The organism is Caldicellulosiruptor sp. F32 (assembly GCF_000404025.1).
GTDB classification, from domain to species: Bacteria; Bacillota; Thermoanaerobacteria; order Caldicellulosiruptorales; family Caldicellulosiruptoraceae; genus Caldicellulosiruptor; species Caldicellulosiruptor saccharolyticus.
This window is the reverse complement of the sequence record NZ_APGP01000011.1, coordinates 34,205-47,722: the sequence shown is the minus strand read 5'-3', so window position 1 is coordinate 47,722 and position 13,518 is coordinate 34,205. Positions and strand designations below refer to the sequence as shown.

Annotated in this window: 12 protein-coding genes; 10 read left to right on the top strand and 2 right to left on the bottom strand. The window is 34.9% G+C overall.

Translation table 11 applies throughout. From position 1 onward, the window contains the following. From H964_RS01175 to uvrA, 5 genes are all read left to right on the top strand, one after another. The coding region (locus H964_RS01175) for a DNA polymerase (RefSeq protein WP_039763981.1) at positions 1-467 on the top strand (467 nt) is incomplete at its 5' end. Continuing rightward, complete coding sequence (gene coaE, locus H964_RS01170) at positions 454-1,053, top strand: dephospho-CoA kinase (protein WP_039763980.1); 600 nt, start codon at positions 454-456, stop codon at positions 1,051-1,053. The genes H964_RS01175 and coaE, both read left to right, overlap by 14 nt. Continuing rightward, a complete protein-coding gene (locus H964_RS01165; RefSeq protein WP_039763978.1) occupies positions 1,050-1,613 on the top strand; it encodes a lytic transglycosylase domain-containing protein in 564 nt (187 codons plus the stop codon). The genes coaE and H964_RS01165 overlap by 4 nt, the downstream gene beginning before the upstream one ends. Positions 1,614-1,694: 81 nt before the next feature. After that, positions 1,695-3,680, top strand: coding sequence for an excinuclease ABC subunit UvrB (uvrB, locus tag H964_RS01160; RefSeq protein ID WP_039763976.1), 1,986 nt, complete (start codon positions 1,695-1,697; stop codon positions 3,678-3,680). Positions 3,681-3,704: 24 nt separating this feature from the next. After that, positions 3,705-6,533 carry an excinuclease ABC subunit UvrA gene (gene uvrA, locus H964_RS01155; protein WP_039763973.1) on the top strand — a complete coding sequence of 943 codons (2,829 nt, stop codon included), beginning with the start codon at positions 3,705-3,707 and terminating at the stop codon, positions 6,531-6,533. A gap of 43 nt (positions 6,534-6,576) precedes the next feature. Here uvrA and H964_RS01150 read toward each other — a convergent pair whose 3' ends face one another. Continuing rightward, positions 6,577-7,761 carry an NAD(P)/FAD-dependent oxidoreductase gene (locus H964_RS01150; protein WP_039763969.1) on the bottom strand — a complete coding sequence of 395 codons (1,185 nt, stop codon included), beginning with the start codon at positions 7,759-7,761 and terminating at the stop codon, positions 6,577-6,579. Positions 7,762-7,765: 4 nt separating this feature from the next. Next, positions 7,766-8,980, bottom strand: a complete 1,215-nt coding sequence (locus tag H964_RS01145; RefSeq protein WP_039763966.1) for an FprA family A-type flavoprotein — start codon at positions 8,978-8,980, stop codon at positions 7,766-7,768. A 150-nt stretch (positions 8,981-9,130) separates the two neighbouring features. Between H964_RS01145 and H964_RS01140 the strand changes: the two genes are divergently transcribed. The 5 genes from H964_RS01140 to H964_RS01120 all read left to right on the top strand — a co-directional run bounded on the left by H964_RS01140 (position 9,131) and on the right by H964_RS01120 (position 13,497). Next, positions 9,131-9,745, top strand: coding sequence for a hypothetical protein (locus H964_RS01140; RefSeq protein WP_039763963.1), 615 nt, complete (start codon positions 9,131-9,133; stop codon positions 9,743-9,745). A 13-nt stretch (positions 9,746-9,758) separates the two neighbouring features. After that, entirely contained in the window at positions 9,759-10,796 is a 1,038-nt protein-coding gene (locus H964_RS01135; protein ID WP_237738157.1) for an AEC family transporter, read from the top strand. Between the two features lie 26 nt (positions 10,797-10,822). Then, positions 10,823-12,358 (top strand): glutamine-hydrolyzing GMP synthase, encoded by a 1,536-nt coding sequence (guaA, locus tag H964_RS01130; RefSeq protein ID WP_039763961.1) that lies wholly within the window; start codon positions 10,823-10,825, stop codon positions 12,356-12,358. Positions 12,359-12,439: 81 nt separating this feature from the next. Further along, positions 12,440-12,808, top strand: a complete 369-nt coding sequence (locus H964_RS01125) for a hypothetical protein (protein ID WP_039763959.1) — start codon at positions 12,440-12,442, stop codon at positions 12,806-12,808. An 8-nt stretch (positions 12,809-12,816) separates the two neighbouring features. Then, positions 12,817-13,497, top strand: a complete 681-nt coding sequence (locus H964_RS01120; protein ID WP_039763957.1) for a F0F1 ATP synthase subunit A — start codon at positions 12,817-12,819, stop codon at positions 13,495-13,497. The last annotated feature ends 21 nt before the right edge of the window (positions 13,498-13,518 follow it).

Below are 13,518 nucleotides of genomic sequence, written 5' to 3'. Positions count from 1 at the left end.
CAAGGGATATAAAGATATCAAGAAAAGAGGCAGCTGATTTTATTAATCGCTATTTTGAAAAGTATCCAAAAGTGAAAGAATATCTGGACAATGTTGTCAAGTTTGCACGTGAAAATGGGTTTGTTTTAACACTTTTTAATAGAAAGAGATATATTAAGGATATAAAGTCTACTAATAAAAATCTCAGAAGCTATGCGGAAAGAATAGCAATGAATTCACCTATCCAAGGCAGTGCTGCAGATATCATGAAAATAGCAATGATAAGGGTTTATAGAAGGTTAAAAGAGGAGAATTTAAAATCAAGGATTATTTTACAAGTTCACGATGAGCTTTTGATTGAATCACCTTATGCAGAAAAAGAAATAGTAAAAAAAATAGTGAAAACTGAGATGGAAAATGCTGTTTCACTGAAAGTCCCTTTGGTAGTTGAAGTGAAAGAAGGTTCAAACTGGTATGAGACAAAGTAAAGTACTGGGAATTACAGGGAAGATGGGTTCTGGTAAGAGTACTATTAGTAGAATATTAAAAGAGCATTTTGGTTTTGAGGTTATAGATGCTGATAAGGAATACCATTGGTTACTACAAAATAGCTTAGAATTGAAATTAAAGTTAACACAGAGCTTTGGAGAGGAGATTTTAACAGATGACAAAATTGACAGAGTTAAACTTAGAAAGGTAGCCTTGAAATGTGACTTTAATATGGAGCTTCTCAATAAGATTACTCATCCATTTATATTTGAAAGAGTAAATTTTTTAATCACAGATGTTTACAAAGACAAGCATATAGTTATTGATGCTGCACTTTTGTTCCAGATAGGACTTGATAAACTTTGTTCGGTCATCTGGTATGTTGAATGTGAAAAAGAAATTATAATTGAGCGAGTAATTAGAAGAAGTGGATATGATGTGGAAGAGGTCGAAAAGTTTTTAGAAAGACAAAGAGATATTGAAAGATACAAGGACTTTGCAAGTAAGATAGTTATAAACAATGGAGACATTGAGAATTTGAAAACTATCATAGAAAAATATCTCAAAGAGGATGGTTTGATTTGAAAAGGAAGGTTGTATTAATTGTTCTGCTTTTACTTTTTCTTTTGTTTTTTGAACCATTTTACTTTTTGATTTTAAAACAGTTGTACCCCTTAAGGTTTACAAGTAGTATCAAGAAGCATAGTAAAGAAATAAATGTAGACCCATATTTAATTTGTGCAATAATAAAAAGTGAAAGCAACTTTAACCAGTTTGCAGTCTCTAAAAAAGGTGCTGTGGGTCTTATGCAATTATCACCTCTTACTGCTAAATGGGTTGCTCATAAACTAAAATTAGACTATAGTGAAGAGAAGTTATATGACCCCGACTACAATATCTTAATTGGTACATGGTATATAAAATACCTCATAGATTACTACAGAAATGATACAAGGCTTGCAGTTGCGGCTTATAATGCTGGTATGACAAATGTAAATAAATGGCTTTATCAAAAAGATAGAAGCACATTTGAGGTGGATGAAATTCCTTTTAAAGAGACAAACCATTTTGTCAGAAGAGTCTTTAAAAGTTATGAAATTTACAAAAAACTATATCAAGACGAATTTGAAAATGGTAACTATTGAGTTTAGAGGCTCACAAATTTTCCCAAACATATGTTTGAAATTCAACTTTTAATGATGTAAAATAAGACTTGGTGATAGAATATGAAAAAGTTTAAGGTTGTTTCAGACTTTAAGCCAACAGGTGACCAACCAAAGGCTATCGAAATGCTTACCGAAGGAATTTTAAAAGGTGAAAAGTTTCAGACACTGCTTGGTGTTACTGGTTCAGGAAAGACATTTACAATGGCTAAAGTAATAGAAAATGTACAAAGACCCACATTGGTTTTAGCTCATAATAAAACACTGGCTGCTCAACTTTGCAGTGAGTTTAGGGAATTCTTTCCTGAAAATGCTGTAGAATTTTTTGTAAGCTATTACGATTATTACCAGCCAGAAGCTTATATACCTGAGACAGATACGTATATTGAAAAGGATTCGTCCATCAATGATGAAATAGATAAACTTCGACACTCTGCAACATCTGCTTTGTTTGAGAGAAGAGACGTAATAATTGTAGCAAGTGTCTCATGTATTTACAGCTTAGGTAGTCCAGAAGACTATTTAAATTTAACGTTATCATTAAGACCCGGGATGATAAAAGATAGAGATGAAGTAATAAGAGAACTCATTAGAATGCAATATGAAAGAAATGACATTGATTTTAGAAGAGGCAGGTTCAGAGTACGAGGCGATGTACTTGAGATATTTCCTGCATCAAATACTGAGAGAGCAATCAGAGTAGAGTTTTTTGGAGATGAAATAGAGAGAATTACCGAGTTTGACGTTTTGACTGGTGAGGTAATTGGGAGAAGAAACCATGTTGCAATATTTCCTGCATCACACTATGTCACAACTTCAGAAAAGCTAAAGAGAGCAATTAAGAGTATTGAAGAGGAGCTTGAACAAAGGCTTCAAGAACTTAGAAGTATGGGCAAGCTTGTCGAAGCGCAAAGGCTTGAGCAAAGAACACGATATGACATAGAGATGCTCCAGGAAATGGGATTTTGCAAAGGAATAGAAAACTACTCAAGACATCTAACGGGAAGACCACCTGGAAGTCCTCCTTACACCTTGCTTGATTATTTTCCAAAAGATTTTATAATGTTCATTGATGAGTCGCATGTGACAATTCCTCAGGTAAGGGCTATGTATAATGGAGACAAGGCAAGAAAAGATGCGCTTGTAGAATATGGTTTTAGACTTCCATCTGCATATGACAACCGCCCACTTACCTTTGAAGAGTTTGAAGAGAAGCTCAACCAGGTTATATTTGTAAGCGCAACACCTGGTCCTTATGAACTCAAGAAATCGTCAAGAGTGGTTGAACAAATTATAAGACCCACAGGGCTTGTTGACCCTGAAATTGAAGTACATCCTGTTAAAGGTCAAATTGACCATTTGATTGGCGAGATAAGAAAAAGAGTAGAGAAGAACCAAAGAGTTTTGATTACAACACTTACAAAGAAGATGGCAGAAAGTCTCACTGAATATTTAAAAGATGTTGGTATAAGAGTGAGGTACATGCACTCTGATATTGACACAATTGAGCGTATGCAGATAATAAGAGATTTGAGACTTGGCAAGTTTGACGTTTTAGTAGGAATAAACTTGCTTCGTGAAGGACTTGATTTGCCAGAAGTATCACTTGTTGCCATTTTAGATGCTGACAAAGAAGGATTCTTGCGCTCAGAAACTTCTCTTATTCAGACAATTGGACGAGCTGCACGAAACGTTGATGGTAAAGTAATTATGTATGCTGACAGGATTACTAAGGCTATGCAAAAGGCTATTGATGAAACAAATAGACGAAGAAAAATTCAGATAGAGTACAACCAAAAGCACGGAATAGTGCCTCAAACTGTAAGAAAAGGAATACGACAGATTATTGAAGCAACTATCTCGGTTGCTGAAGAGGAAGAAAAATATGAGAGCATAGAAAAGGATATTGTACAGAACATGTCCAAACAGGAAATAGAAGAGTATATAAAAGAGCTTGAACAGCAGATGAAAAGGTTTGCTATAGAACTTGAATTTGAAAAAGCGGCTAAGATAAGAGATAAAATATTTGTACTAAAGAAGTTGCTTTAATGTATTTTCGGAGGAGAATGCAAAATGTCGAAAGAATACATTGTAATAAAAGGTGCAAAAGAGCACAACCTGAAAAATGTTGACTTGAAACTGCCTCGTGACAAACTAATAGTCTTTACAGGTCTTTCAGGTTCAGGGAAATCATCTTTGGCTTTTGACACTATCTATGCAGAAGGACAAAGAAGATATATTGAGTCATTGTCATCATATGCAAGACAGTTTTTGGGTATGATGGAAAAACCAGATGTAGATCACATAGAGGGACTGTCACCGGCTATATCTATTGACCAAAAGACAACCTCAAAAAATCCTCGTTCAACAGTTGGTACAATTACAGAGATTTATGACTATTTAAGACTTCTGTTTGCGAGAGTTGGAAAACCTCACTGCTATATTTGTGGCAAACCAATATCACAGCAGACAGTTGACCAGATGGTAGATGAGATAATGAAATTGCAAAAAGGGACAAAGATTCAGGTCATGTCGCCTATTGTGAGAGGTAGGAAAGGGGAGTACCAAAAACAGTTTGAAGAGCTTAGAAAAAGTGGGTTTGCACGGGTAAGAGTTGATGGTGTAATCTATGAGCTTGAAGAGGAGATAAAGCTTGATAAGAACAAAAAGCACAACATTGATGTTATTGTTGACAGGCTCGTCATCAAAGAAGGAATAGAGTCAAGACTTACAGGTTCGATTGAAACAGCGTTAGAACTCTCAGGCGGAATTGTGACTATTGATATTGTTGGCGACAGAGAAATTGTATTTTCACAAAACTTTGCATGTGTAGACTGTGGAGTTTCGTTTGAAGAGATAACTCCACGTCTTTTTTCTTTTAACACCCCTTATGGTGCGTGCCCAACATGTATGGGGCTTGGGTACTTGCAAAAGGTTGATCCTGACCTTTTAATTCCTGACAAGTCGATACCTATAGGTCAGGTTGCTATAAATGGATGGAATTTTAGTGAAACAAATTCATATGCCAGAATGGTTTTAGAGTCGTTGGCAAAAGAATACAATTTTAGCTTAAACACTCCTGTAAATAAACTAGATAAAAAAATTCTTGACATCTTTTTATATGGAACAGGAGAAGAGAAGATAAAGATTTACACTCCACGAGGGATTTATTATGCAAAGTATGAAGGACTTGTAAATAATCTTGAGAGAAGGTATAAAGAGACCCAGTCAGAGTATGTAAAGCAAGAAATTGAAGAGTATATGAGTACATTCACATGCCCTGATTGTTTGGGGAAAAGACTTAAAAAAGAGGCATTGTCAGTATTAATTGAAGGAAAGTCAATAGCAGATGTTGCTGATATGACAATCTTAGAGGCAAAAGGATTTCTACAAAGCTTAAATCTCCAGGGCAAAGATAAAGTTATTGCAGTACCAATTTTGAAAGAGATTTTAGCAAGGCTGGATTTTTTGATAGATGTTGGACTTGACTATCTGACACTTTCACGTTCAGCCGGTACTCTTTCGGGTGGAGAAGCACAAAGAATAAGACTTGCAACACAGATAGGTTCTGGGCTTGTAGGAGTTTTGTATATCCTTGATGAGCCAAGTATTGGTCTTCATCAGCGAGACAACCACAGACTTATAAGAACATTGCAAAAACTTAGGGATTTGGGTAATACCTTGATTGTTGTTGAGCATGATGAGGATACAATTAGAGCTGCTGATTATATAGTTGACATAGGACCTGGAGCAGGGGAGCATGGTGGCAGAATTGTTGCAGCTGGTACATTAGAAGATATAATTTCCTGTGAAGAGTCCATTACAGGACAGTATCTTTCTGGTAAAAAGAAGATAGAGATTCCTCAAGAGAGAAGAAAACCTGATGGTAGATGGCTTACAATAAAAGGAGCTTGTGAGAACAATCTAAAAAACATTGATGTCAGTTTTCCTGTAGGGCTTTTTACGTGTGTGACAGGAGTTTCAGGATCTGGTAAAAGCACGCTGGTAAACGAGATACTTTACAAGGCAGCAAGTTCAATACTAAATAAATCTAAGGAAAAGCCTGGCAAGTACAAAGAAATAATTGGTCTTGAGCATTTTGACAAGGTAATCAACATAGACCAGTCACCAATTGGAAGAACTCCACGTTCTAATCCTGCAACTTATACAGGTGTTTTTGACTTTATAAGAGAGATATTTGCTCAAACACCTGAGGCAAAAATGCGAGGATATAAGGCAGGAAGGTTTAGTTTTAATCTCAAAGGCGGAAGATGCGAGGCTTGTGGTGGAGATGGAATTATAAAGATTGAAATGCACTTTTTGCCGGATGTATATGTACCTTGTGAGGTGTGCAAGGGTAAAAGATACAATAGAGAAACATTAGAGGTAAAATATAAAGACAAAACAATAGCTGATGTTTTAGAGATGACTGTTGAAGAAGCACTTGAATTTTTCAAAAACATTCCACGGATTAAGGCAAAACTTCAGACACTTTATGATGTAGGGCTTGGTTACATCAAACTTGGCCAGCCGTCTACTACACTTTCTGGTGGGGAGGCGCAAAGGGTAAAGCTTGCAACAGAGCTTTCTAAAAGAGCAACAGGTAGGACCTTATACATCTTAGATGAACCCACAACTGGACTTCATATGGATGATGTAAACAAGCTCATAAACGTATTGCAGCGGCTAGTAGATATGGGTAATACAGTTATTGTGATTGAACATAATTTGGATGTTATAAAAGTTGCTGACTATATAATTGATTTGGGACCAGAGGGTGGAGACAGAGGTGGTGAAGTTGTGGCTTTTGGCTCACCAGAAGAGGTTGCAATGTGTGAAAGGTCATACACAGGCATGTTTTTGAAAGAGATTTTAAAAGACAGGATTTATGCAAAAAAATAAAGGGGTATTTACACCGCTTAATGAAAGGTGTAAAGCCCCTTTTTTACTTTATCTCAAGATATTTTTCTATCCATTTTAGGTTGACTTCCTGACCCAAAAATTTACTTATCTGACTGTGTGTTTTTGTGTCATTTATGAGCAGATACCCAATTAATTTCTTGTTTTTGAGCACAAATTTTTTATAAACCATCTTTTCTTTGTTAAGACACTCAAAAAGATTTGATTCTTTTACGTCGATTATGTTTCCAGCAGAGACTATTTCCATTCCAAATGCCTTTAGAAAATAAGGGATAGGTTTTCTTTGATATTCAATATTCTGTCCAAGAATGTTTTTGCCAACCACCTTGCCACTTTCAACTGCAAAAGTCCATGTGCCAGGATTTTGATTGTTAAGATAGGCTACATCTCCACATGCAAACACATCTTCTATTGAGGTTTGCATTCTGGCATTTACTCCAATGCCTTTTCTGGAACTCAGTATTCGTTTATCATTTACAAAATCTGTATTTGGCACAACACCTGCTGAAAAAATTACAATGTCAGATAAAATCTCTTTATTATTTGAAAGAAAGATTACCAACTTGTTGTTTATTTTTTCTATTTTTTCAACTTTGCTATTAAAATTTATATTTATTCCCTTTCTTTTTATCTCTTCTTCAAAAAGCAAAGCACCTACTTCATCTAATTGTTTAGGTAAAAGTCGTTCTGCTATTTCAATTAGAAATACACTTTTACCTTCCAGTGTTGAAGCAAGTTCTAATCCCAAAAGCCCTGCGCCTATAATGGCAACTTCAGGGACTCGGGGAATGATTTCTTTCAATCGTAGAAGGTCTTCGTAGGTCCTCAAAGAAAAAACCTTATCTCTTGCTCTGATATCAACCACATCATCACCCATGTATGGCTTGGCTCCAGAAGCAATTACAAGTTTTTTATATCCTATTTTCTTGTCTGACACAAACACAATCTTGTTGTCAAAATTAACCTTGATCACAGGCGAGTTTAGATAAATTTTTATGTTGTTATCTTCAAACCAGTTTTGTGGTTTTATAAAGAATTTCTCATCAATAGGATTGTAAATATAATAAGGCAGTTTCAATCTGTAATAAGGCAATACCCTCTCATCACTTAGAATACATATTGAAAGATTAAAATCCTTTTTCCTTATCTCTTCTGCAACTGTTAAAGCAGAAACCCCACCACCAATAATCACTACATCAAATTTTTCCATTGCTTTACACCAGCTTTTTCTCTTTTACCTTCTCAGCAAATAGTATACCAAATTCATATGCCTTTTTTAATTCCTCCTCATTCGGTTTGAAATTTACCTTGAGCCCTGGTTCAACTACTTTGAACCTTAACTGTTTTAATCGTGTTTCAATGTTTGAGACAGCTTCTCCACTCCAGCCATATGATCCAAAAGCACCAGCAATTTTCCCTCCATGAACTATGGGGTTTAGCCTTATCAATATTTCATATATTGGTAAAAGAGCATCTGAGTTTATGGTAGGTGAGCCAAACAGCACACCTTTTGCCATATATATCTTTTCCAATATATCTTCTATTTTGTGCTCAATTGCATTGTACAACAACACATCTATACCACTTTGAGTAATTGCTTCAGAAATCTTTTTGGCAAGCATTTCAGTGTATCCATATGCCGAAACATAGACAATAACCACATAAGGCTTTTCTGGTTCTTTTAGAAGCTCTTCTGACCATGATTTATACAAACCTATAAGTTCATCCTTGTAATTTGTCAAGATTGGACCATGACCTGTTGCTATTATGTCAATCTTTAAGTCTTTTATCTTTTCAATTGCCTGAAGTACATAGCTTTTAAATGGAGACATAATTACATCGTAATAGTACTTGTATGCATCCATGAATCCCTCTTTGTCATTGTCCATCACCCAGTTTATATCAAGATTTTCGGTACTGTAATGACAACCAAATGAATCACAAGTAAAGAGTATACTATCTTCTATAAGATAGGTGTAAATTGAATCAGGCCAGTGTAAAAATGGAGCAGAAATAAATTTCAATGTCTTGTTACCCAAGGATATTTGGTCACCATCGTTTACAACTTGAGAATCAAAACTCTTGTTTGAAATCTTCTTCAAAAACCTCATGGCAGAGCTGCTACCAAATACTTTTATCTTCGGGTTTATCTCAAGCAGACTTTCAATTGAACCAGAGTGGTCCGGTTCTGTGTGATTTACTATGAGATAATCTATCTTTGCAGGGTCAATTATCTCTTTAATATTGTCTAAAAACTGGTCAAAAAATTTATACTTCACATTTTCAATAAGTGCAACTTTTTCAGAGCCAATTACGAGATAAGAGTTATATGTTGTTCCATATTTTGTGTACATTACAATGTCAAAAATACGAAGATTTGGATCTTGTACTCCTACTGAGTATATATTCTCTTTTAATTTTGTGTACATTCTAACTCTCACTCTCCTTGTAAAAAAAGTCTCAGTGTATTCAAAGATATTTATACCCCACAATTTTTTTTGTAAACAAATTAAGTGATATAAATTTTTGTTCAGTAATATATTTTAGTAGAAATACAATTAATAGAAGGGAAGAGAAAAATGTTAAGCAAAGTATCTAATCGATTTCTGGCTGTTACAATTTTAGCTATATTTGTTATTGCTTTAGTAGGTATAATTTCAAACAAAAGCTTAGAAAAAACAAAGATGGCATCTTCCGAAATACCAAAAACTACGCAAACCCAAACACAAGAGGTTTCAAAAGTAGATACTCTTAAAGGTTATCTTCAGGTAATGGTGGTGGACAGCAAAACTGGTACACCTGTTGAAGGAGCAAATGTAGTTTTTTCTAACTTAGAGCAGCTATATACAACAGGCAAAGATGGAAAGACACAGCTTATACCTATGAACATTAAATCAACTGGAGGTTTAGGGATTACATCACAGCCTTATGAAGAGGTAGTAATTGGGGTATTTAAACAGGGATATGCAGATTATATCTTATTCAACGCGAAGGTAAGACCTACAACGCAAGACAAGCCACAGCTTAAAGTGATACGAGTTGTAAAAGCTTCTACTGCAACAACCACTCCTGTTTTTGCAATGGAAAAGTATTCTTCTGAGATGGCAAAAGAAGTGATGAATAAAATGAAGGCAAAACTAAATTCACTTGCAAATTCCACACAGGAGATTGAGGAAATAGAAATTAGTGAATAGGGTGCCTTGTAAAATGGCACTTTTTTTTTATATAATAGAGCTTGTACACTTTAAGAATCTTTTTACTGTTGGAAAGGTCTTAACAGCCATGAATCAGGAAGTTTTAATTCTTCTAAAAAATATCCTTTATCTTTTTGCTGTTATCTTTATAGGATTTATTGGTACTAAAATACAATTGTTTTCACCTAATATAAAAGATTCTGTGAGCGAGTTGATTATAAAAGTAACCGCTCCAATCCTATTGTTTACAACCATAAGTAGCAAACCTTATTCTTCAACTGTTGTAAAAAATATCCTCACACTGATAATCTCAGCTTTTATTGGGATAATATTGTTACTTGGGACAGGTTACATAACAGCAAAGTTATTTAAGCTTCAAGGCAAAACATTTTACACACATATATTTTGCTCTGCTTTTGGAAATACTGGTTTTTTGTCATTTCCCCTGTTGTACTCTATCTTTGGTGAAAAGGGTGTGTTTTACGCTGCAAGTTACAATATAATGCATGACTTTTTGGCTTGGTCATTGGGACTCTCAATTATAACAAAGCACAGCAGTGAGAAAACTAAATTTGGTTTTATAAATGCAAATTCAATTGCCATTTTCTCAGCATTTGTAGTGTATTTACTAAAAGGAGCTTTGCCAGCTGAAATTTTGAGTTACTACAATAGATTTTTTCTCACTATTTACGATGCATTAAATCCATTTGGAAAAACAACCATTTATTTGTCTATGTTTTTTATTGGCTGCCTTTTAGCAGAAGTTTCATTTAAAGATACAGTTAAGACATATCCTGCTTATGGCATTGTTGCGTTTAAGATGGTGGCTTTTCCTCTATTGATTACATTTTTGACCAAATTCATAAGCTTAGATGACTTTACAAGACTGATTATTATACTCCAAACAGGAATGCCAACTGCAATAATTAGTTCAATAATATCGTATAGATACAAAGCTGATAGTTCATATGCTACACGTACAATATTTATTACAACAATTTTTTCTCTGTTGACAATTCCTTTTCTTGTGTTTATATATTATCATATTTAAAAATCCAAAAGAGAGGATGATTAAATTTGCAGCATGAGATTGTTATTGTGTTGGACTTTGGGGGACAGTACAATCAGCTAATTGCGCGAAGAGTACGAGAGTGTGGTGTTTATTGTGAAATTTGGCCATATGACACACCCTTAGAGAAGATAATTGAGAAAAATCCAAAAGGAATAATCTTTACTGGTGGACCATCAAGCGTGTATGAAGAAAATGCGCCTGTTGTTGATAAAAAGATATTTGAAATTGGTATTCCAATTCTTGGAATATGCTATGGAAATCAACTGATTGCATCTCTTTTGGGTGGCAAGGTTTCAACTGCTCTATTTAGAGAGTATGGTAAAACGCATATAAAATACAATACAAATTCGCCTTTGTTTACAGGCTTGCCAGAAAACTCAATTTGTTGGATGAGCCATACTGACTTTGTAGAAGAACTCCCAGAGGGATTTGAAATTTTAGCTTCTACTGAAAATTGTGCCATTGCCGCATTTGGCAGCAAAGAAAAAAAGATTTATGGTGTGCAATTCCATCCAGAGGTTGTTCACACTGAGTTTGGGCAAGAAATAATAAAAAACTTCTTGTTCAATATCTGCGGATGCAAAGGTGATTGGAGGACATCGTCATTTATAGAAGAAAAAATAAATGAGATAAGAAAGATTGTGGGCAATCAAAAGGTTGTATGTGCTCTTTCTGGTGGAGTTGACTCTTCTGTTGCAGCAGTGCTTGTTCACAAGGCGATAGGCAAAAATCTTTTTTGCATATTTGTTGACCATGGACTTTTGAGAAAAGGAGAGGCGGAAGAAGTTATAAAAACATTCAAAGGACAGTTTGACATGAATGTAATCAAGGTTAATGCGAAAGAGAGATTTTTAAAAGCTTTGTGTGGTGTCATAGATCCTGAGAGAAAGAGAAAAATAATAGGTGAAGAGTTTATACGTGTTTTTGAAGAGGAGGCTTCAAAACTTGGAGATGTAAAATTTTTAGTGCAAGGTACAATTTATCCTGATGTTGTTGAAAGTGGAGTTGGTAAAGCTGCAACAATAAAAAGTCATCACAATGTTGGTGGTTTGCCAGAACATATCAAGTTTGAGAGGATAATCGAACCGCTACGCGAGCTTTTCAAAGATGAGGTAAGAAGGGTAGGAATAGAATTAGGAATTCCAGAAAAGATTGTAAAAAGACAGCCGTTTCCAGGACCTGGCCTTGCAATAAGGATAATTGGTGAAGTTACCGAAGAAAAGCTTGAGATACTCCGGGAGGTTGACTGGATTTTCAGAAAAGAAATTGAGGCGTGTGGACTTGATGAAGAAATTTGGCAGTACTTTGCAGTACTCACTGATATGAGAAGTGTTGGTGTAATGGGTGATGAAAGAACATATGATTACACTGTTGCACTTAGGGCTGTTACAAGCGTTGATGGTATGACGGCTGACTGGGCAAAGATTCCTTATGATGTGTTAGAAAGGGTTTCGAACGAAATTGTAAACACTGTAAGAAAGGTTAATAGAGTTGTATATGACATTACTTCAAAACCACCTGCTACAATTGAGTGGGAATGATGTCAAAAAATTTTTTATAAGGACTTGAATTTTATAATAGATGGGTGTAACATATTTATAAGTTGATTAGTGGGATGTGATATGAAGGATATTGTAAATCTTGCTTTGAAAGTGCTATGGGGTATAAATCTTATCTTTTGTGTAATGGTGTTTGCTTATTCTAAAAGCATAGCAGTCTTTCTGATTGTGCTTGGCAGCAGTTTAATATTGCTATTTATCTTATATTCTCTATTGTTACTTTTAAAGTCTGCAATAAAAGGCAAAACTAATTTTGTTTATTTATTACTTCATAGCTTTGCAGTTGTGGCTTTGATAGTATTTTCCACTTTTATTTTTAGGTTCTATAAAGGTGGAGATGTATATCTTGTTTGGACTTTAGTAAATTATCCACTGTTTCTTACAGTTTCATATGCTGTAGCTTATACTTATAAAACGTTGTCAAGGAAGTGAAAGGTAAAATGGGCGAGGGTGTATTGAAGGTTTTGTTCACAATACCAATTGGCAAGGGTATTCCTGTAAGGGTAGCAGTTGTTGAGATGTGGGGCGTGATGGCATTTTTGATTATATTAGCATTTTATCTCACCTCTAATATGAAATTAGTGCCGAGCAGAAAACAGGTCATTGCTGAGTTCATTGTCGACTCAATAAATAAAATCACTAAAAACTTTTTAGGCCATTATTGGCATATATTTGCTCCCTATTTAGGTACACTATTTTTATTCTTACTTGGGCTAAACTTGTTAGGCCTTATAGGTCTTCAACCCCCTACAAGTAATTTAAATGTAACTGCAAGTTTTGGTGTTATGTCAATTTTGGTATTGATAGTTTCAACCATTATTCTCAAAAACCCAATTAGATGGTTTTTGGGGCATTTTAAGCCTATCATTATAATTTTCCCGTTTAAATTCTTAGACTATTTCACAAGAACTCTTTCTCTTTCTGCCCGACTGTTTGGCAACATCCTCGCTGGTGTTACCATAATGGAGCTAATATATCATGGGCTTTTAAAAGCTCATATACCTCCAGTTGGTATACCAGCAGCGTTAAGTTTATATTTTGATATTTTTGATGGTGTTTTGCAAGCAGTAATCTTTACGTTTTTGTCTATGATTTATCTATATGAAGCGCTCGAAGAGTAAAAATTTTTGGAGGTGTTTCAA

Bases quoted from the DNA above. Each gene is read 5' to 3' on its own strand.
- H964_RS01135 (WP_237738157.1), top strand. From the start codon at position 9,759: ATGGCACTTTTTTTTTATATAATAGAGCTTGTACACTTTAAGAATCTT.
- H964_RS01120 (WP_039763957.1), top strand. From the start codon at position 12,817: ATGGGCGAGGGTGTATTGAAGGTTTTGTTCACAATACCAATTGGCAAG.
- H964_RS01125 (WP_039763959.1), top strand. From the start codon at position 12,440: ATGAAGGATATTGTAAATCTTGCTTTGAAAGTGCTATGGGGTATAAAT.
- H964_RS01140 (WP_039763963.1), top strand. From the start codon at position 9,131: ATGTTAAGCAAAGTATCTAATCGATTTCTGGCTGTTACAATTTTAGCT.
- H964_RS01145 (WP_039763966.1), bottom strand. From the start codon at position 8,980: ATGTACACAAAATTAAAAGAGAATATATACTCAGTAGGAGTACAAGAT.
- coaE (WP_039763980.1), top strand. From the start codon at position 454: ATGAGACAAAGTAAAGTACTGGGAATTACAGGGAAGATGGGTTCTGGT.
- uvrA (WP_039763973.1), top strand. From the start codon at position 3,705: ATGTCGAAAGAATACATTGTAATAAAAGGTGCAAAAGAGCACAACCTG.
- H964_RS01150 (WP_039763969.1), bottom strand. From the start codon at position 7,761: ATGGAAAAATTTGATGTAGTGATTATTGGTGGTGGGGTTTCTGCTTTA.
- uvrB (WP_039763976.1), top strand. From the start codon at position 1,695: ATGAAAAAGTTTAAGGTTGTTTCAGACTTTAAGCCAACAGGTGACCAA.